This is a genomic window from Aquabacterium sp. OR-4 (assembly GCF_025290835.2).
Lineage (GTDB): Bacteria > Pseudomonadota > Gammaproteobacteria > Burkholderiales > Burkholderiaceae_C > Pseudaquabacterium.
The window spans coordinates 1,212,100-1,231,962 of record NZ_JAOCQD020000001.1; the positions used below are offsets into that span (position 1 = coordinate 1,212,100).

14 protein-coding genes are annotated in these 19,863 nt (G+C 70.2%); 10 read left to right on the forward strand and 4 right to left on the reverse strand.

Translation table 11 applies throughout. The annotated features are described in order from the left end of the window. Positions 1 to 26 precede the first annotated feature (26 nt). The 3 genes from N4G63_RS05200 to N4G63_RS05210 all read right to left on the reverse strand — a co-directional run bounded on the left by N4G63_RS05200 (position 27) and on the right by N4G63_RS05210 (position 4,115). A complete protein-coding gene (locus tag N4G63_RS05200) occupies positions 27 to 2,495 on the reverse strand; it encodes a DUF1631 family protein (protein WP_260790565.1) in 2,469 nt (822 codons plus the stop codon). Between the two features lie 364 nt (positions 2,496 to 2,859). Next, the gene (mscL, locus tag N4G63_RS05205; protein WP_314599420.1) at positions 2,860 to 3,300 is read right to left on the reverse strand and encodes a large conductance mechanosensitive channel protein MscL; all 441 of its coding nucleotides are present in this window, start codon (positions 3,298 to 3,300) and stop codon (positions 2,860 to 2,862) included. Between the two features lie 53 nt (positions 3,301 to 3,353). Beyond that, complete coding sequence (locus N4G63_RS05210; protein ID WP_314599421.1) at positions 3,354 to 4,115, reverse strand: DUF481 domain-containing protein; 762 nt, start codon at positions 4,113 to 4,115, stop codon at positions 3,354 to 3,356. Between the two features lie 271 nt (positions 4,116 to 4,386). Here N4G63_RS05210 and urtA point away from each other — a divergent pair, with 271 nt between their 5' ends. The 10 genes from urtA to N4G63_RS05260 all read left to right on the forward strand — a co-directional run bounded on the left by urtA (position 4,387) and on the right by N4G63_RS05260 (position 17,763). Continuing rightward, entirely contained in the window at positions 4,387 to 5,658 is a 1,272-nt protein-coding gene (gene urtA / locus N4G63_RS05215) for an urea ABC transporter substrate-binding protein (RefSeq protein WP_314599422.1), read from the forward strand. A gap of 160 nt (positions 5,659 to 5,818) precedes the next feature. Next, positions 5,819 to 7,402, forward strand: coding sequence for an urea ABC transporter permease subunit UrtB (gene urtB / locus N4G63_RS05220; RefSeq protein WP_260785757.1), 1,584 nt, complete (start codon positions 5,819 to 5,821; stop codon positions 7,400 to 7,402). Positions 7,403 to 7,436: 34 nt separating this feature from the next. Then, positions 7,437 to 8,543 (forward strand): urea ABC transporter permease subunit UrtC, encoded by a 1,107-nt coding sequence (urtC, locus tag N4G63_RS05225; RefSeq protein ID WP_260785756.1) that lies wholly within the window; start codon positions 7,437 to 7,439, stop codon positions 8,541 to 8,543. 85 nt (positions 8,544 to 8,628) lie between these two features. Then, positions 8,629 to 9,519 carry an urea ABC transporter ATP-binding protein UrtD gene (urtD, locus tag N4G63_RS05230; RefSeq protein ID WP_260785755.1) on the forward strand — a complete coding sequence of 297 codons (891 nt, stop codon included), beginning with the start codon at positions 8,629 to 8,631 and terminating at the stop codon, positions 9,517 to 9,519. A 207-nt stretch (positions 9,520 to 9,726) separates the two neighbouring features. Further along, positions 9,727 to 10,419 (forward strand): urea ABC transporter ATP-binding subunit UrtE, encoded by a 693-nt coding sequence (urtE, locus tag N4G63_RS05235; RefSeq protein WP_260785754.1) that lies wholly within the window; start codon positions 9,727 to 9,729, stop codon positions 10,417 to 10,419. A 280-nt stretch (positions 10,420 to 10,699) separates the two neighbouring features. Further along, positions 10,700 to 12,481, forward strand: a complete 1,782-nt coding sequence (locus N4G63_RS05240; RefSeq protein ID WP_260785753.1) for a S8 family peptidase — start codon at positions 10,700 to 10,702, stop codon at positions 12,479 to 12,481. 106 nt (positions 12,482 to 12,587) lie between these two features. Next, complete coding sequence (locus N4G63_RS05245; protein ID WP_260785752.1) at positions 12,588 to 13,256, forward strand: glutathione S-transferase family protein; 669 nt, start codon at positions 12,588 to 12,590, stop codon at positions 13,254 to 13,256. A 257-nt stretch (positions 13,257 to 13,513) separates the two neighbouring features. Further along, positions 13,514 to 15,706 (forward strand): PAS domain-containing sensor histidine kinase, encoded by a 2,193-nt coding sequence (locus N4G63_RS05250; protein ID WP_260785751.1) that lies wholly within the window; start codon positions 13,514 to 13,516, stop codon positions 15,704 to 15,706. Continuing rightward, entirely contained in the window at positions 15,703 to 16,125 is a 423-nt protein-coding gene (locus N4G63_RS05255) for a response regulator (RefSeq protein WP_260785750.1), read from the forward strand. The genes N4G63_RS05250 and N4G63_RS05255 overlap by 4 nt, the downstream gene beginning before the upstream one ends. Before the next feature lie 15 nt (positions 16,126 to 16,140). Further along, a complete protein-coding gene (locus tag N4G63_RS05260; RefSeq protein WP_260785749.1) occupies positions 16,141 to 17,763 on the forward strand; it encodes a sensor histidine kinase in 1,623 nt (540 codons plus the stop codon). Here N4G63_RS05260 and N4G63_RS05265 read toward each other — a convergent pair. Then, entirely contained in the window at positions 17,732 to 19,819 is a 2,088-nt protein-coding gene (locus N4G63_RS05265) for a prolyl oligopeptidase family serine peptidase (protein WP_260785748.1), read from the reverse strand. The two genes, N4G63_RS05260 and N4G63_RS05265, sit on opposite strands and share 32 nt — an antisense overlap. Positions 19,820 to 19,863 lie beyond the last annotated feature (44 nt).

A 19,863-nucleotide genomic window follows, 5' to 3' on the forward strand; every position in this document is an offset into this window, starting at 1 on the left:
CGCGACTGCGCCGGGATCGCCTGTGCTCAGTGGCTGCGGCCGGCCGGGGCCCCGCCCATCGCCGCCAGCTGGCGCCGCGCACGTGCCGTGGCGCGCTCCAGCAGGTAGGCGTTCTCGAAGGCGCGCAGTCGCCCGGCCTCGCACAGCTTGCCCAGCATGCGCTGGGTCAGCGACACCGTCTGGCGCTGCTTGCTGCCGTGGGTGAAGACGAAGAAGCTTCGGCCGGCGCTGACATGCGTCAGCCGCACCTTGCGCCATTCGCCATCCAGATGCATCTGGTAGGCAAAGCCCAGCTGCACATGGTCGGCCAGCGACTTGCCGCGCGTGGGCTCCAGCGCCTCGGGTGCGGGCAGGCCATCGAGGGCGATGTCCACCGCGGCGATCTCGGCCTCGGGCGCGGCGCTCAGGTCGATGTCGACGCTGCCGTTCCAGTCGACCGCGGCCTCGTCCATCAGGCCCACCGCACGGGCCTCGGCCGCAGTGAAGCTGGGTTCCAGTGCGGCCGCCTGCAGGGCCTTGGCGGCCGCGGGCGACATCGGCGGCATCTCGCCCGCCGCCGGCAGCGGCGTGGCCAGCGCGCCATCCACGCGCTTGGCCAGCAGGTTGTGCTCGAGCGTGGACAGCGGCTGCACGCGCAGTGCCTCGGCATGTGCCGGCAGCAGCTGGGCGAAGAAGTCGCGGCGCAGCTCCTCGGGGCTGCGCAGCCGGTCAAGCCCGGCGTTGATGTCCTTCATCAGCTGCGGCAAGGCACGCAGGAACAGCTGGCGCTGTGCCGGCGTGCCCTTGGGTTGCACGCTCATCGCCAGCTCGCGGCCGACCTCGCGCATGCGGCGGGCCAGGGCGCTGTCGCGGCCGTCCTGCTGCTCGGTGCTGGCAATGGCGCGGCTCCAGGTCTGGGCCAGAAACTCGCGCAGGAAGTCGGGCACCGGCAGGCCGGCCAGCGCATCGCCCAGCTTCTGCGAGAAGTGCGCCTGCGCCTGCAGCTCGCCCTCCTTGCGCGCCAGCACGGCGTCCGGGCTGCCCAGCGCCTGCACCTCGGCCTGCGCCTGGGCGGCAATGAAGGCCTCCAGCGACTGCAGCTTCTTCTCGTAGACCTCGATCTGCTCGAAGTCGCCGTCGACCACCTCCTGCACCAGCGCAGCCACGCGTTCGAGCAGGGCACGGCCCTGGGGGCCGTCGAAATCGTCCACCGCCGTGCCCAGCGAGGCGATGCGGTTGATGAAGCGCCGCACCGGGTGGCGGCGCGACGAGAAGAAGGCATGGTCGCCGAGTGCGGCGCGCAGCACCGGCAGCTGCAGCCGCGCGATCTGGCGCGCCATCTGCGGCGGCACCTTGGCATCCGACAGGATCTGGTCAAACAGCCCGGCGATCACGTCGATCACCATGTGGTCGAGCGCCCCGGTGGCGGCCTGGCGCAGCTCGTCGCGGTAGGTGAGGATCAGGTTGGGCGCGGCCAGCGGCAGGCCGTCGAGCGACACCGCCTCGGCATGCGCCGGCAGCCCGGCCCAGGCCGGATCACCACCCTGCGTGGCAGCCCCGCCCCAGCCGCCGCCGTGGCCCGCCGCGCCGCCGGCCGAACCGGCCCCTGCGCCGCCGCTGAAAGCCGCGCCGGATGCCGCGCCGGGGGCCAGCGTGAGGCGGCGGATCAGCGACATCATCGGCGCATCCACCCGGCCCAGCGACGCGCCGCCCTGGCCGGCCGCCGCACCGCGCACCGAGCTGCCGAAGCCGCTGCGGCCGCCCATGCCGCCCTGGCCTGAGTGCAGCGCCTGGCCTCCCGGGCCGGTGCGCGGTCCGAGCCGCCCCGCGGCCGACAGCTCGTGGCCGTGGCCGCTGTCCTCGGCCAGCGCGCCGTGGCCCGAGCTGAGGCCGCCGCGGCCGGCGGTCTGGCGCACCGACAGGCCGGCCGGCTTGAGGCCACTGACACGCAGGTCGCCGACGATGTCGCCATAGGTCTGGCGCATGGCCTGCGCCAGTGAGCGGCCGATCTCGCTGGCCAGCACCTTGCGCACCTCGGGGCGGTCGCTCATCGCGTCCACCGCGCGCATCATGGCCCGCGCCACCACCTCGGCGCGCAGCGGGTTGCGGTCATGGTCGGCGGCGCCCAGGCCCAGCAGCGAGCCCATGTAGGCGTCGAGCTCGCGGATCTCCCATTCGCAGGCATGGGCGATCTCGAGCGAGAAGCGATCGGCCGAGATGTGGATCTCGACCTCGTGGTCGTCCACCAGCGAGAGCTTGTCCCAGTTCGAGATCAGCGACTCGGGTGTCACCGCCGGGTTGGGCGTGGGCGTGAGCGTGCCGGTCTGGCGCGCCACATCGGTGTCGAGCGCCTCGTTGAAGGTCAGCGCAAAAATCGCCAGCTTGCGGTTCAGCTCGTACTGCGCGCCCAGCAGCGCATCGCGCTGCACCACGCTGCCACTGGCCAGCGCGGCCAGGCCCAGGCTGTCCACCGTGTGCTCGGCAGCGCTGCGCGCGGCCATGCGCACTCGTTGCACGGCACCTTCCAGATGGGCAGGCAGTCGCAGGGGCAGGGTTTGATCCATGGGCTTGGCGGCCGCAGGCCACCGCGGGTGCGGCAGCCCACCGACGCACGGCGGAGACTTCTACCACCGGCTTATCGGCCGCCCGCCGCGGCACTTGACCCCGCCCGGGTGGCCGCCCATGGCTTGCAGCGCAGGGCCATGGCGGCCCAGGCGCACCCTCTGGCTCGCACCCGGCATGCGCGCGAAGGGCGCCAGCCGGCCTTTCTTGGGCCTGAATCGTTGCGAATAAACCACGCCGCAGGTGCGCCGCGGCCCGGCTGCGCTGGATCAAACCCGGGCCGGATCGCCGCCGGCGGGCGGCCGATCCGGCAGGGCTTCAGCGCTGCTTGAGCGCGTCGCGGATCTCGCGCAGCAGCACCACGTCTTCGGGCGTGGGGGCCGGCGGCGCGGGCGGGGCCGGCGGCTCGGCCTTCTTCAGGCGGTTCACCTGCTTGACCATCATGAAGATGATGAAGGCCAGGATGATGAAGTTGATCGCCACGGTGATGAAGTTGCCGTAGGCCAGCATCGGCACGCCGGCCTTGCTGAGGTCGGCATAGGTCATCGCGCCCTTGAAATCGGCCGGTGGGTTGGCCAGCAGGATGAAGTAGTTGCTGAAGTCGAGGCCGCCGAAGATCTTGCCGACGATGGGCATGATCAGGTCCTTGACCAGCGAATCGACGATCTTGCCGAAGGCGCCACCGATGATCACGCCGACGGCGAGATCCATCACGTTGCCCTTGAGCGCGAATTCCTTGAACTCGGATGCCATGCTCATGCTTGAACTCCTCTGGTTGGGTTGCTTGGTAAAGGGGCTTGCGCTGCCGCGGCTCAGTCGAACTTGACCGACACGCCGGTGGTCAGCAGCGAGTCGGTGGTCTTGCGGCCGGGGCCGGGATCGGAGTTGTGGGCCAGGGCCACGCCCACGTTCAGGCTCATGGCCTTGCTCATGCTGACGGCCAGGCTCGCGTCCCAGGTGGCGCGGAACTCGCCGCGGTTCTTCAGGTTGGGCACCACCACCAGCTTTTGCTTGGCGCTGGTGGTCTCGCTGAGCTTGTGGCTGGATTCTTCACCCAGCAGCAGGCCCATGTAGCTGTACGAGGTGCGCGAGCTGCCGTCGATCAGCATGGCGTCCTTGTACTTGTCGCTGGTGTAGCCCAGGCCGCCGAACACGTCCCAGGTGGTGGCGGGCGACTTGATCAGGTGCCAGCCCAGGCCGGCGCTCAGCTGGCTGCGCAGCGACAGGTTGGCGAACTTGTTGCGCGTGAAGTCCAGGCCGCCAAAGCCGAACAGCTCGGGGTTCAGGTTGTAGTCGTAGCGGCCACCGGCGCGCATCTGCTCGCCGGTGGTGATGCCACCCGAGCGCGCGTACTGCGCGTTGCCGTACAGCGAGACCTTGTCTTGCGCGCTGAGCTTCACCGCGTCGCCGCTCAGGGCGAAGTTGCTGGTCTTGCTGTTGCCCGAGCTGAGGCTGGCGCCCAGGCCCAGCGACGAGCGCCATTGCCCGTCGGGCTTGGCGGTGGCCTGGGCCTGGGCGGCCAGGGTGCAGGCGCCCAGCAGGGCGGCGAGCAGGGGGGTGCGGATGAATGTCATCGTCAACTCCTTGGGTTTTGGTGTGGGCGCGGATGCTAGACGTCCGGCGCGTCGAATATCGGCAAAAACTGCAGTGCCCAGGGGGCAAGCCGGCGATTCGCGCCGCGTTCGGTGACTTCGTACTGTGTTTGTGCGCCACGCCCGGCCAGCCTGGCGCGGGCCGGGCACGCGGGCGGCATACGCAGGGTGTCGTATGGCCTGAACGGCCGTGCGTGCCGAGACTGCAAGCCGTCCGATCAACAGGGTGCATCACCCGGAGGAGTTCCAGACCATGCAAGCCAACCGTCGCCACTTCACCACCGCACTGGGCGCCGTCGCTCTCGCGGCCAGCCTGACCAGCCTGGGCGCCCAGGCCCAGGACACCATCAAGGTGGGCGTGCTGCACTCGCTGTCGGGCACGATGGCGATCTCGGAAACCGTGCTCAAGGACACGGTGCTGATGGCCATCGACGAGATCAACGCCAAGGGCGGCGTGCTGGGCAAGAAGCTCGAGCCGGTGGTGGTGGACCCGGCCTCGAACTGGCCGCTGTTTGCCGAGAAGGCACGCCAGCTGATCAGCAAGGACAAGGTGGCCGTGACCTTTGGCTGCTGGACCTCGGTGAGCCGCAAGTCGGTGCTGCCGGTCTACGAAGAGCTGAACAGCCTGCTGTTCTACCCCGTGCAGTACGAGGGTGAAGAGCTCAGCAAGAACGTGTTCTACACCGGCGCCGCGCCCAACCAGCAGGCCATTCCCGCGGTGGAATACCTGATGAGCAAGGACGGCGGCAGCGCCAAGCGCTTCGTGCTGCTGGGCACCGACTACGTGTACCCGCGCACCACCAACAAGATCCTGCGCGCCTTCCTCAAGAGCAAGGGCGTGGCCGAGGCCGACATCCTGGAGGAGTACACCCCCTTCGGCCACTCTGACTACCAGAGCATCATCGCCAAGATCAAGAAGTTCGCTTCCGAAGGCAAGAAGACCGCCGTGGTGTCGACCATCAACGGCGACTCGAACGTGCCCTTCTACAAGGAGCTCGGCAACCAGGGCCTGAAGGCGACCGACGTGCCGGTGGTGGCCTTCAGCGTGGGTGAAGAAGAGCTGCGCGGCGTGGACACCAAGCCGCTGGTGGGCCACCTGGCTGCCTGGAACTACTTCATGAGCGTCAAGAGCCCGGCCAACACCGAGTTCGTGAAGAAGTGGAGCGACTACGCCAAGGCCAAGGGCATTGCCGGCCACAAGGACAAGCCGCTGACCAATGACCCGATGGAAGCCACCTACATCGGCATCATGATGTGGAAGGCCGCGGTCGAGAAGGCCAAGAGCACCGACACCGACAAGGTCATCGCGGCGATGGCCGGCCAGACCTTCCCGGCGCCGGGCGGCTTCATGTCCACCATGGACAAGGAGAACCACCACCTGCACAAGCCGGTGTTCATCGGCGAGATCAAGGCCGACGGCCAGTTCAACGTGGTGTGGAAGACCAAGGGCCCGGTGGTGGCGGACCCCTGGAGCGACTTCATCGCCGAGAACAAGGGCAAGAAGAACGTGCCCGCGAAGAAGTGAGCCCCGGCCGCCTGGCGGCCACCCCCGAGGGGTCACCCAACCGGACCGGGCAACCCGGATCCGGTTGGGCCCTTCCGACACCAGCCCGCGCCCCTGGCCGCTGTGCGGCCTGTCCCCTGCCGGGGATGGGGCGTGCGTCTTGCTGCCTTGGTGCGCCTCGATGAGTTTTCGTCTGCTTCTTTCTCTTGTCCTGCTGCTGGTTGGCCTCTGGTCACCGGCAGCGTTTGCATTGACGCCCGAGCAGGCGGGCAAGATCGCCGCGGGCGATTCGGATGAACGCATCAGCGCGCTGAACGAGCGCGTGGCCGCGGGCGACGCCGCGCTGGTGCCCTTTGTGCAGGCCATGCTGGACGACGCGGTGAAGACTGCCGGTGGCAAGGCCTTCATCGTCAAGGACGGCCAGGCGGTCGAGGCGGCCACCGGTGCTGCCGCCACGCTGCCGGCCGACGCCGAGGACGTGGTCAACAACAACCGCATGCGCCGTGAGCTGGAAGGGGCCATTGCCGCCCTGGGCCTGTTTGCGCCCGACCTGGCGCTGCGTACCAAGGCCATTGCCGACATCAAGGAGTCGGCCGACGAGGCCAAGCTGCCGCTGATCGAACGCGCGCTGGCTGCCGAGACCGATGCCGGCCTGAAGGCGCGCCTGGCGCTGCTGCGCGCCACCGTGCTGATCGGCGCCGAAGACCCGGCCAAGCGCATTGCCGCGGCCCAGGCCCTGGCCCGCAGCACCGACCCCAACACCCGCTCGCTGCTGCTCGAGCAGAGCAACAAGGAAGCCGACCCCAAGGTCAAGGCGGCGATCGGCGCCGCGCTCGACCAGGTGCAGGGCAGCCTGCTGTGGGGCGAGCGCCTGGGCGTGCTGTTCACCGGCATCAGCCTGGGCTCGATCCTGCTGCTGGTGGCGCTGGGCCTGGCCATCACCTATGGCCTGATGGGCGTCATCAACATGGCCCATGGCGAGCTGATGATGATCGGCGCCTACGCCACCTACGTGGTGCAGAACCTGTTTCGCACCCACCTGCCGGCGGCCTTTGACGCCTACATCCTGCTGGCCGTGCCGGTGGCCTTTGCCACCAGCGCGCTGGTGGGCGCGGTGCTCGAGCGCACGGTGATCCGCTGGCTCTACGGCCGGCCGCTCGAGACCCTGCTGGCCACCTGGGGCATCAGCCTGGTGCTGATGCAGGCCGTGCGCAGCCTGTTCGGCGCGCAGAACGTGGCGGTGGAGAACCCCGGCTTCCTGTCGGGTGGCGTGCAGGTGCTGCCCAACCTGGTGCTGCCCTACAACCGCATCGCCATCATCGTGTTCGTGGCCCTGGTGCTGGCCGGCATGGCACTGCTGATCAGCAAGACCCGGCTGGGGCTGTTTGTGCGCGGCGTCACGCAGAACCGGCGCATGGCCTCCTGCGTGGGCGTGGACACCGCCCGCGTCGACACCATGGCCTTTGCGCTGGGTGCCGGCATTGCCGGCCTGGCCGGCTGCGCGCTCAGCCAGGTGGGCAATGTGGGCCCCGATCTGGGTCAGAGCTACATCGTCGATTCGTTCATGGTGGTGGTGCTGGGCGGTGTGGGCCAGCTCACCGGCACGGTGATCGCCGCGCTGGGCCTGGGCGTGCTGTCCAAGCTGCTCGAAGGCTGGGCCGGTGCGGTGCTGGCCAAGATCATGGTGCTGGTGGTGATCGTGGTGTTCATCCAGAAGCGACCGCAAGGCCTGTTCGCGATGAAGGGCCGAAGTGCCGAGGCCTGAACCCATGAACACGACAACGATGAGCAATGCAACGATGGCCCAGCTGCCCCTGACCCAGAAGCGCGGCCTGCTGCTGGGCCCCCGCGGCTGGACGGTGGTGGCCGCCGCGGTGGCGCTGTTGGCGCTGCTGGTGCCGGTATTGAACCTGTGGGTGCCCGAAGGCCAGCTGCTGCATGTGAGCGACTACACGGTCAGCCTGGCCGGCAAGATCCTGTGCTTTGCGATCTGCGCCCTGGCCATGGACCTGATCTGGGGCTACACCGGCATCCTGAGCCTGGGCCACGGCCTGTTCTTCGCGCTGGGCGGCTACGGCATGGGCATGTACCTGATGCGCCAGATCGGCCGCGACGGGCAGTACAAGTCGGACATGCCCGACTTCATGGTGTTCCTGAACTGGAAGAGCTTTCCCTGGCAGTGGGGCCTCAGCGACAGCTTCGTCGCGCAGATGCTGCTGGTGGTGCTGGTGCCGGGCCTGCTGGCGCTGGTGTTCGGCTGGTTCGCGTTCCGCTCGCGCATCAAGGGCGTGTACTTCAGCATCATCACGCAGGCCATGACCTTTGCGGCCATGCTGCTGTTCTTCCGCAACGAGACCGGCTTTGGCGGCAACAACGGCTTCACCGACTTCAAGCGCATCCTGGGCGTGCCGCTGGCCACGGCCGAGATGCGGGTGTTTCTGTTTGCGCTGAGCGGCCTCACGCTGATCGGCTTCTACCTGATGGCCCGCGCCATCGTGAACAGCAAGTACGGCCGCGTGCTGCAGGCCATCCGCGACGCCGAGACCCGCGTCATGTTCACCGGCTACAACCCGCTGGCCTACAAGCTGAGCATCTGGACGCTCAGCGCGGTGATGTGCGCCATCGCCGGCGCGCTGTACGTGCCCCAGGTGGGCATCATCAACCCCGGCGAGATGAGCCCGGCGGCCAGCATCGAGATCGCCATCTGGGCGGCGGTGGGCGGCCGCGCCACGCTGATCGGCCCGATCATCGGCGCGTTTTTCGTCAATGGCGCCAAGAGCTGGTTCACGGTGGCCTTTCCCGAATACTGGCTGTACTTTCTGGGCGCGCTGTTCATCGCCGTGACGCTGTACCTGCCCAACGGCATCGTGGGCCTGTTCAAAAAGGTCACGGAGAAGAAGCAATGAAGCGGGCCGAGCGCCGGGCCGCACCCAAGCCGGACCGCATCCCCTCGGGGGATCGGGCGGCGTACTCGACGCCCGAGGGGCAGACATGACACCCGAGCTGATGGAAGAGGGCGCCCGCCGCCGCGAGGCCTACGAGGCCCGGAAGGCCGCCGGCAGCGGCCGCACCGAGAGCGGTGGCCGCAGTGCCAGCTATGGCCGCATTGCCCGCCTGGGCCAGCCCGACTCTGCGCATGGCGTGGCGCTGTACCTCGACGACATCACGGTCAGCTTTGACGGCTTTCGGGCGCTGAACAAGCTGAGCCTGACGGTCAATGTGGGCGAGCTGCGCTGCATCATCGGCCCCAATGGCGCGGGCAAGACCACGATGATGGACTGCATCACCGGCAAGACCCGGCCCGACAGCGGCAAGGCCTTCTTCGGCAGCACCATTGATCTGCTGCGCCTGACCGAGCCCGAGATCGCCCAGGTGGGCATCGGCCGCAAGTTCCAGAAGCCCACGGTGTACGAGGAGCTCAGCGTGTTCGAGAACCTCGAGCTCGCGCTGGCGGGCGACCGCCGCGTGAAGGCCTCGCTGTTCTCGCGCCTGGGTGGCGCGCAGCTCGACCGCATTGGCGAGGTGCTGGGCACCATCCACCTGAAGGACGAGGCCCAGCGCCAGGCCGGCCTGCTGAGCCACGGCCAGAAGCAGTGGCTGGAGATCGGCATGCTGCTGATGCAGGACCCGGTGCTGCTGCTGCTCGATGAACCGGTGGCCGGCATGACCGACGAAGAAACCGAGCGCACGGCCGAGCTGTTTCTGTCGCTCGAGGGCAAGCATTCGCTGGTGGTGGTGGAGCACGACATGAAGTTCGTCGACCAGCTCACCGAGGGCCGCAAGAAGGTGACCGTGCTGCACGAGGGCTCGGTGCTGGCGGAGGGCTTGTTGTCCGAGGTGCAGGCGAACGAGAAGGTGGTGGAGGTATATCTTGGGCGTTGAGACTGTGCGTGTTGACGTTCTCGTGGTGACCTGCGCTGGTCGCCGGTCAGCGGGTACCCGCCGTCCTCCGTGTCCCCCGGGCCTTCGGCCCTCCTCCTTTACCTGCGGACGGCGGGCACCCACTGCCCATCGCCCGGATGCCCGCGTGCGGAGATCCTTTCCCGCAGGTCAAGGTGGTGGTAGGGCGATGACGAGTGAAGGCAAGCCATGCTGAAAGTCGAAGGCATCAACCAGTACTACGGCGGCAGCCACATCCTGCGCAATGTGGGTTTCGAGGCCCGGATGGGTGAGGTGACCGTGGTGCTGGGCCGCAACGGCGTGGGCAAGACCACGCTGCTGAAAAGCCTGATGGGCGTGGTGCCGGTGAAGACCGGCACGGTGCAGCTGGATGGGCAAGACATCACCAAGGCCACCCCGTACCAACGGGTGCGCCAAGGCATCGGCTACGTGCCGCAGGGCCGCGAGATTTTCGGCCGCCTCACGGTGGAAGAGAACCTGCGCATGGGCCTGGCCACGCGGCCTGCGGGCACCGACATCCCGGCTGAACTGTTCGAGCTGTTTCCCATCCTCAAGCAGTTCATGCACCGCCGCGGCGGCGATCTCTCGGGCGGGCAGCAGCAGCAGCTGGCGATTGCCCGCGCGCTGGCGCCGGGGCCCAAGCTGCTGATGCTCGACGAGCCCACCGAGGGCATCCAGCCCAGCATCATCAAGGACATCGGCCGCGTCATCCGCATGCTGGCCGATCGCAAGACCATGGCCATCGTGCTGGTCGAGCAGTACTACGACTTTGCCGCCGAGCTGGCCGACCAGTACCTGGTGATGGAGCGTGGCGAGGTCATCGCCCGCGGCCGCGGCGCCGACATGGCGGCCGACGGCGTGCGCGAGCGCGTGTCGATCTGAGCGCCTGAGCCCCCCTCAGCGCTGGTGGCGGCAGGCATGCCGGGCACCGCGTTGGGTGCCTTTGTGGTGCCTTTGAAACGCCCAGGTCAAGCGGTGTAAGCCGCTGATTTGTAAAGGTAAAGACCGGCGCGGCCCTTGGCTGCCGGGGCTCACGGGCGCGCAAAATTTGGGGCCGATCGGGCAACACGGCAAGGCCACGGGCCTGCGCCGGACGATCGGCCACACGCACACCGCACGCTCCGCAATCCAACGCACCGCAACCGAGGGAAACCCCATCACCATGCAAGCACTCATCCGTCCGTCACTGGCCGCGCTGTCCATGGGCTGGCTGCTGTTGTCACCGTTGGCGCAGGCCGCGTCGCTGGCGGCCGATGGCGGCAGCCGGATCGAAGCGGCCGCCGTCACCGACCGGCTGATCATCAAGTACCGCAGCGGCAGTGCCGCCGCCAGCCAGCCCGGCCTGGCCACCATGGGCAGCGCCCACGAGGTGGTCAACCGCGCCGGTGCGCAGATGAGCCGGCTGCGCAGCAACGGCCAGGCCGCCCACGTGATGGCGCTGGACCGCAGCCTGGGCGTCGACGCTGTGCGCAGCCTGGCCCAGGAGATCATGCGGCGCGACAGCAATGTCGAGTACGCCGAGCCCGATCTGCGCCTGCAGACCCAGCTGCAGCCCAACGACCCCAGCTACCTGAGCCAGTGGCACTACAGCGAGGCCACCGCCGGCCTCAACCTGCCCGCTGCCTGGGACGCCAGCACCGGCGCCGGCGTGGTGGTGGCGGTGGTCGACACCGGCTACCGACCGCATGCCGACCTGGCCGCCAACATCCTGGCCGGCTACGACTTCATCAGCACCAGCGCGGTGGGCAACGACGGCAATGGCCGCGATGCCAGCGCGCTCGATCCGGGCGATGGCGTGGCCGCCGGCGAATGCGGCAGCGGCAGTGCGGCGCAGGCCAGCAGCTGGCACGGCACCCATGTGGCCGGCACCATTGCCGCGCTCACCCACAACGCCAGCGGCGTGGCTGGCGTGGCCTTTGGCGCCAAGGTGCTGCCGGTGCGGGTGCTGGGCAAGTGCGGCGGCTACACCTCCGACATCGCCGACGGCCTGCTGTGGGCGGCTGGCGGCACCGTCAGCGGCGTGGTGGCCAACACCACGCCGGCGCGGGTGATCAACCTGTCGCTGGGTGGCAGCGGCAGCTGCGGCACCACCATGCAGAACGCCATCAACCAGGCCCGCGCCAGTGGCGCCGTGGTGGTGGTGGCGGCCGGCAACTCGGCGGCCAGTGCACTCAACGCCACGCCGGCCAACTGCCATGGCGTGACCACCGTGGCCGCGGCCAACCGCAGTGGCGGCCGGGCCTACTACAGCAACTACGGCGCCAACGTCGACCTGGCCGCACCGGGCGGTGACACCCGTGCGGCGGCCACCAACGGCATCCTGTCGACGCTCAACACCGGCAGCGGCGCACCGGGCGCCGACAGCTATGCCTGGTACCAGGGCACCTCGATGGCCACGCCGCATGTGGCCGGCGTGGCCGCCCTGATGCTGGCGCGCAACCCGGCGCTCACGGTGGAGCAGACCGAGAGCCTGTTGCGCAGCAGCGTGCGCGCCTTTCCGGCCAGCTGCAGCGGCTGCGGCACCGGCCTGCTTGATGCCGCGCTGGCGGTCAGCGCCGCGGCGGCGGCACCGGCCATCAGCGCCACCGCGGTGGCCGAGCTCGAGCCCAATGGCAGCGTGGCCAGCGCCCAGGTGGTGGTGGCTGCGGTGGCCCGGGTGGGCGGCACGCTCACGGCCAGCAGCGACATCGATCTCTACCGCGTCACGCTGCCGGCCGGCAAGACGCTCACCGCCCGCCTGACGCCGGCGGCCACCGCCAACCACAACCTGGTGCTGTACAGCAGCAGCGGCAGCGCCCTGGTCAGCAGCAGCAACAGCGGCCTGGGCGCGGTGGACAGCGTGGTCTACAGCAACAACGCCAGCGCCGCGGTCAACTACCTGGTGGGCGTGCGCCACGGCAGTGGCGCGGTGGGCGCGAGCTACACGCTGCAGCTCAGCCAGTGAGCCTGTGGCCGGCTGCCGGCGGCGGGCCATGCCCCGCGGCCGGCAGCGGGCGCGGCGGGCGGGGACAATGCGCGCCCTTGCGTCTTTGCCCACCCGCCGCACCACGATGATCACCGTTCACCACCTCAACAACTCGCGCTCGCAGCGCGTGCTCTGGCTGCTTGAAGAGCTGGGCCTGCCCTACGAGATCCGCCAGCACCAGCGCAACGCGCAGACCATGCTGGCGCCGCCCGAGCTGTTGCAGGCGCACCCGCTGGGCAAGAGCCCGGTGATCCAGGATGGCGACACCACGGTGGCCGAAACCGGCGCCATCGTCGAGTACCTGCTCGAGCGCTACGGCCAGGGCCGGCTGCAGCCGGCCGCGGGCAGCCCCGAGGCGCTGCGCTACCGCTACTGGCTGCACTTTGCCGAGGGCTCGGCCATGCCGCCGCTGCTGCTCAAGCTGATCTTCGACCGCGTGGCCAGCGCGCCCATGCCGTTTTTCGTCAAGCCCGTCGCGCGCGGCATCAGCCGCAAGGTGATGGATGCGATGGTGCTGCCCAATCTGAAGCGCCAGCTCGATTTCATGGAGGCCGAGCTCGGCCGCGGGGCCTGGTTTGCCGGCGACGAGCTCAGCGGCGCCGACATCATGATGAGCTTTCCGCTCGAGGCCGCGGCGCAGCGCGCCGGGCTGGATGCCTCGCGCCCGCGCCTGCACGCCTTCCTGCAGCGCATCCATGCGCGGCCGGCCTACCAGCGCGCGCTGCAGCGCGGCGGGCCCTACGCCTTCGCCTGATCGGCATCCGGCCGCAGCGGCTTTTTGCCATTCGGTCGCGCCGGCGCAAGCTGGCCGTGCGCTGTGTGGCTTAGCATTCTCCTTGCCAGCCACGATGGCGGTCGCCGTGGGCGACCCTGACCACCGGCGCAGGCAGGGAGGAAGTCAGCGTGGGAGAAGTCGCGCCGCCGCAGGCCGCGCAAGCAGGCGCGCCGTCATCGGGTGCCGCCGTTCAGGCCACCGGCCTGTCGCCTTGGCGACGCCATTGGCGGGCTGCCGTGGCCGGCCTGGCCGTGCTGTTGCTGCTGTTGCCGGCCGGTTGGCTGCTGCCGCTGCCCGGCGCCGTGCGGGCGGTGGTGCCGGGGCTGATGCTGGGCGCCGCGCTGTGGGCCCTGTGGGCGCTGTGGTGGCTGGCCCAGGCGCTGGCTGAAACCAGCCAGCAGCACCGCGGCCTGGCCCGCCGCGAGGCGCAGATGCGCAAGCTGGCCGACAACCTGCCCGACACCGTGGTGCGCATCGACCGCCAGGGCCGCCATCTGTATGCCAATGCCGCGGTGCGCGTGGCCACCGGGCTGGCGCCCGAGGCCTTCATCGGCCGCACCACGGCCGAGCTGGGCATGCCGCCCGAGCTGGTGTGCGTGTGGGACGCGCTGCTTGCGCGGGTGTTCGGCGGTGCGCCCACCGAGCGCCTGCAGTTCGACTTTCCGGGCCCGCAGGGCCAGCGCACCTGGGAGTCGCTGGTGGTGCCCGAGGTCGACGCGCATGGCAAGGTCTACAGCGTGCTGGTGATCAGCCGCGACATCACCGAGCGCCGGCGCCTGCTGGATGCGTTGCGCACCAGCGAGCGGCGCCTGGCCCACCTGCTGGACCACACGCCCGCGGTGATCTACAGCGTACGGCATCCGACGCAGGGCGCGGCCAGCTTCTGCTCGGCCAATGTCGAGCTGCTGCTGGGCCACCGGCCGCAGGATTTCCAGACCGATGCCGGCTTCTGGCAGGCCCATGTGCACCCCGACGACCTGGCGGCGGTGGCCGCGGCCATGTCCGGCGTGCAAGCCGGCGATGGCGCCACGGTGGTGGAGTACCGCTTTCGCCACCGCGACGGGCGCTGGCGCTGGCTGCGCGACGAGTTCAGGCTGGTGCGCGGCGAGGGCAATGTGCTCGAGCGCGTGGGCTCGTGCATCGACATCAGCGAGCGCCGCGAAGCCGAGGCCGAGGTACGCCGCCTGGCCGTCGAGCTGGAGCAGCGGGTGGCCGAACGCACCGAGCAGCTGCAGGCCAGCGAGCTGCGCTACCGGCGCATCTTCGAGGCCGTGCCGGTGGCCATCCAGGAGCAGGACTGGAGCGGCGCGCGGCGCGTGCTCAATGCCCTGCGCGACGAGGGTGTGAGCGATCCGGCCGCGTACCTGGCGCGCCATCCGGAGGTGGTGCGCGAATGCCTGCGCGCGGTGCGGGTGCTCAAGGTCAACCGCAAGGCCGCCGAGCTGCGCGACCTGGGCCTGCACGACGGCCAGCCGCGCACGCTGGAGCCGATGTTCGACACGCCCGAGGGCATGAGCGACTTCATCGGCGAGCTGCTGGCGCTGTGGCGCGGCGAGCGCCAGCACATCTGGCAACGCCGCCAGACCCTGCCCGACGGCCGGCCGCGCAAGCTGCTGCTGTCGATGTCGCTGCCGGCGCTGGACGACAGCAGCGACGGCACCGCCCTGGTGTGTTTCATCGACATCAGCGAGATCGACCGGCTGAACGCCCAGCTCGATGCCACCGTGGGCCACATCCGCCGCGTCAACCGCGAGCTGGAAACCTTCACCTACTCGGTCTCGCACGATCTGAAGGCGCCGCTGCGCGGCATCGACGGCTACGGCCGCCTGCTGCAGCGCGACCATGCGCAGCAGCTTGACGAGGAGGGCCGCCAGTTCCTGGGCCACATCCGCCAGGCCACCCAGCACATGGGCCAGCTGATCGACGACCTGCTGGCCTACTCGCGGCTCGAGCGGCGCAGCGTGGCGCTGGGCACGGTGGCGCTGGCACCGCTGGCACAGGCCGTGATCCAGGCCCTGCACGAGGCGGTGGCCGAGCGCGGCGCCAGCATCACGCTGAACCTGCCCGACGGCCTGCAGGCCCAGGCCGATGGCCAGGGCCTCGAGATCGCGCTGCGCAACCTGATCGACAACGCGCTGAAGTTCGGTCGCCAGGGCGTGCCGCTGACCATCGAGCTGGGGGGCGAGCAGCGCCCCGACGGCGGCGTCGCCTTGTGGGTGCGTGACAATGGCATCGGCTTTGACATGCGCTTTCAGGAGCGCATCTTCGAGATCTTCCAGCGCCTGCACCGCGCCGAGGACTACCCCGGCACCGGGGTCGGCCTGGCCATCGTGCGCAAGGCCATGGAGCGCATGGGCGGCACGGCCAGTGCCCACGGCCAGCCCGGCGCAGGTGCCGTTTTCAGGCTCGAGCTTCCAGGATCACGATGAACAAGGACAACCCCATCCTGCTGGTCGAAGACAACCCGATGGATGTCGACCTGACACTGCGTGCCTTCCGGCGGCGCAAGGTGAGCAACCCGGTCATCGTGGCCCGCGACGGCGAAGAGGCGCTGGCCTGGATTCCGCGCTGGGAGGCCGGCGAGCCGCGCCCGGTGGTGGTGCTGCTCGACCTGAAGCTGCCGCGCGTGGATGGCCTGGACGTGTTGCGCGCGTTCAAGAGCCACGCCACGCTGCGCGCGGTGCCGGTGGTGGTGCTCACCACCTCGGCCGAGCACGGCGACGTGCAGTCGGCCTACCACCTGGGCGCCAACTCCTACATCGTCAAGCCGGTCGAGTTCGAGAAGTTCATGGATGTCACCGAACAGCTCGATGTCTACTGGACGCTGGTCAACCAGTCTCCGGTCTAGGTTCTGCCCCGCGCCATGCGCATCCTGCTGCTCGAAGACGATGCGCGCGACGCCGACCTGATCGGCCGCGCACTGGCCGCGGCCGGCCTGGCCGACGGCCTGGTGCTGGCCACCACGCTGCAGCAGGCGCGCGAGATCCTGGCCGTCGCCTCTGCCGCCGTGGCAGCGGGCGGGGCGGCTGAGGCGGGCGGCTTCGACCTGCTGCTCAGCGACCTGCGCCTGCCCGACGGCCATGGCTTCGAGCTGATCGTGGCCTTGCGCGAGCAGGGCTCGCCGCTCACCGTGGTGGCGCTCACCGGCCAGGGCGACGAATCGATGGCCGTGGCTGCGTTGCGCGCCGGTGCCGACGACTACCTGGTCAAGCGCGACGACCTGCACGAGCGCCTGGGCGCCACGCTGCGGGCCGCCCATCTGCGGCGCCAGGCCGACAGCGCGCGCCGCGGCCGCACGCTGCAGCTGCTGTACGTGGAGCCGCAGGCGCTGGATGTGGACCTGGCGCGCCGCCACCTCGAGCGCCATGCGCCGCACCTGCGCCTGCAGGCGGTGCCCGACGCGGCGGCGGCGCTGGCCCTGCTGCCCGGCGATGCCTCGGCGCCCTGTGCCTACGACATCCTGCTGGTCGACTACCGCCTGCCCGGCGACAGCGGGCTCGACCTGCTGAAGACGCTGCGCGAGCAGCGCGGGCTCGACATCCCGGTGGTGCTGGCCACCGGCCAGGGCACCGAGGATGTGGCCGCCGAGGCCCTGCGCCTGGGCGCCACCGACTACCTGCCCAAGAACGCCCACCTGCTGCAGCTGCTGCCGCTGGCGCTGGAAAACGCCTATCACCGCGTGGCCGCGGCGCGCGAGCAGGCGGCCTTGCGCCGGCTGAACGCCGAGCTCGAGCAGCGCGTGGCCGAGCGCACGCAGGCGCTGCAGGCCAGCACCCGTGCGCTGGAGGCCAGCAACCGCGAGCTGGATGCCTTTGCCTACTCGGTGTCGCACGATCTGCGCGCGCCGCTGCGCGCCATCGACGGCCTGTCGTCGCTGCTGCTGCGCGACCATGCCGCGGGCGTGGACGCCGACGGCCGGCACATGCTCGAGCTGCTGCGCGGCAGCGCGCTGCGCATGGACCGCCTGATCCGCGACCTGCTGCGATTTGCCCGTGGCGCGCGCGAGCCGCTGCTGCGCAGCCCGGTGGCGGTGGGCGCGCTGGTGCAGGACTGCCTGGCCGAACATGCCGACGAGATCACCCGCCGCGGCATCGTGGTGCAACTGCCCGAGCTGCCCGATGCGCAGGCCGATGCCACGCTGCTGCGCCAGGTGTTTGCCAACCTGATCGACAACGCGGTCAAGTACACCCGCCACCAGGCGCAGCCGCGCATCGAGTTCAGCGCCGAGCCGCTGGCCGGGGGCGGCCTGGCCTACGCGGTGCGCGACAACGGCGCCGGCTTCGACATGCGCTACGCCGGCAAGCTGTTCGGCGTGTTCCAGCGCCTGCACCGGGCCGACGAGTTCGAGGGCACGGGCGTGGGCCTGGCCATCGCTGCGCGCATCATCGAGCGGCACGGCGGCCACATCCGCGCCGAGGCCGCGGTGGGGCAGGGCGCGTATTTCGTGTTCAGCCTCAACGCGCCAGCTGCTGCCACAGAAAGCTGAACTCGAGCGCCAGCATGTCGGCCTTCTGGGCGTTGTCGGCGGCGCCGCCGTGGCCGCCCTCGATGTTCTCGTAGTACAGCGCCTCGTGGCCCCGCTCGACCAGGCGGGCGGCCATCTTGCGCGCATGGCCCGGGTGCACGCGGTCGTCGCGCGTGCTGGTGGTGAACAGCAGCTTGGGCAGCTTGCGGGTGCTGGCCGCCGGCACGTTCTGGTAGGGGCTGTAGCGCGAGATCCAGGCCCATTCGTCGGGCTTGTCGGGGTCGCCGTACTCGGCCATCCAGCTGGCGCCGGCCAGCAGCCGGTGGTAGCGGCGCATGTCGAGCAGCGGCACCTGGCAGACCACGGCATTGAACAGCTCGGGCCGCTGCAGCATCACCGCGCCGACCAGCAGGCCGCCGTTGCTGCCGCCTTCGATGCCCAGGTGGCGCGGGCTGGTGATCTTGTGCGCGATCAGGTCCTCGGCCACGGCGGCAAAGTCGTCGTAGCTTTTTTGTTTGTTGGCCTTGGTGGCGGCCTGGTGCCAGGCCGGCCCGAACTCGCCGCCGCCGCGGATGTTGGCCACCACCAGCACGCCGCCATGGGCAAACCAGGCCTGGCCGAAGCCGGCCGAATACCAGGGCCGCTGCGCGACCTCGAAACCGCCGTAGCCGTACAGCAGCGTGGGGTTGCGGCCATCGGCCACGGCGCCCTGCGGCCAGACCACGAAGTAGGGCACGCGGGTGCCGTCGCGGCTGCTGGCAAAGCGCTGCTCCACGCGCATGCCGGCGGCGTCGAAGAAGGCCTTGCGCGCCTTCATCGGCTCGCGAGCGTCGCGGCCGGTGCGGCCCAGCATCAGCGAATCGGGGGTCAGGAAATCGGTGTAGCTGAGCCAGTAGCTCTCGCCCAGCGCGTCCTGGGCCAGCAGCGGGTCGTGCAGCGCGCTGGCGCTCAGGCTGCCGGGATAGGGCGTGGCCACCTCGCGGCGGCTCCAGCGCTCGCCATCGCGGCGCCATTCCTCGAGCCGGCCGGCCACGTTGTCCATCACGTTGAGCAGCACATGGCTGCGCGTGGTGCTGTGGCTGGCCAGCGAGCGGGTGGCGCTGGGCTCGAACAAGGCCTGCCAGGCCACCGGGCGGCCGGCCAGCAGATCCTGGGCGCTGCCCACCAGCAGGGCGCCAGCCGGCCAGCGGCGGTCGGCCGGGCGCCAGTCGCTGCGCAGGCTGACCAGGGCCTGGTCGCGCCAGAAGTCGAGCTCGGCATCGCTGGGCAGGTCGATGCGCGCCAGCGTGCCGTCGGGCCGCAGCAGCGACATCTCGGCGTTGTAGAAGTCGGTGGCGCGCGAGAACACGGTGCGCTCGAAGCCCGGCGTGCGATCGACCGAGACCGCCACGCTCACATCGCTGGCCAGGCCCTCGAACACCAGCGGTGCCTTGGCCAGCGGCGTGCCGCGCGCCCAGCGGCGGATGACCCGCGGGTAGCCCGAGTCGGTGAGCGAGCCGGGGCCGAAATCGCTGCCCACGTACAGCGTGTCGGCGTCGGCCCAGCTGACCCGGCTCTTGGCCTCGGGCAGGCTGAAACCGCCTTCGGCCGGCGGCACGAAGCGCTTGTCGACGGTGTCGTACTCGCGCACCACGGTGGCGTCGGCGCCGCCGCGCGACAGGCTGATCAGGCAGCGGCGGTAGTCGGGGCCGAGCGCGGTGGCGCCGGCCCAGACCCAGTTCTCGCCCTCGGCCTTGGCCAGGGCGTCGAGGTCGATCACCGTCTCCCAGGCCGGGCTGTCCTTGCGAAACTCGACCAGCGTGGCGCGGCGCCACAGGCCGCGCGGGTGCTGGGCATCGCGCCAGACGTTGTAGAACCAGTCGCCGCGCCGGGCCACGGCCGGAATGCGGTCACGCGAGTCGAGGATGGCGCGCAGCCCGCTGCGGGTGGTGGCAAAACGCGGGTGCGCCTCCAGCACCGCGCGGGTGGCGGCGTTGCGCTCGCGCACCCAGGCCAGCGCGCGCTCGCCCTGCACGTCTTCGAGCCACAGGTGGGGGTCGTCGGTGGGGTCGGGCGTGGCGGCTTGGGCAGTGCTCATGGGCAGGCTCGGACCGGCCAGCGCCGGCAGCGATAAAAGCAGGT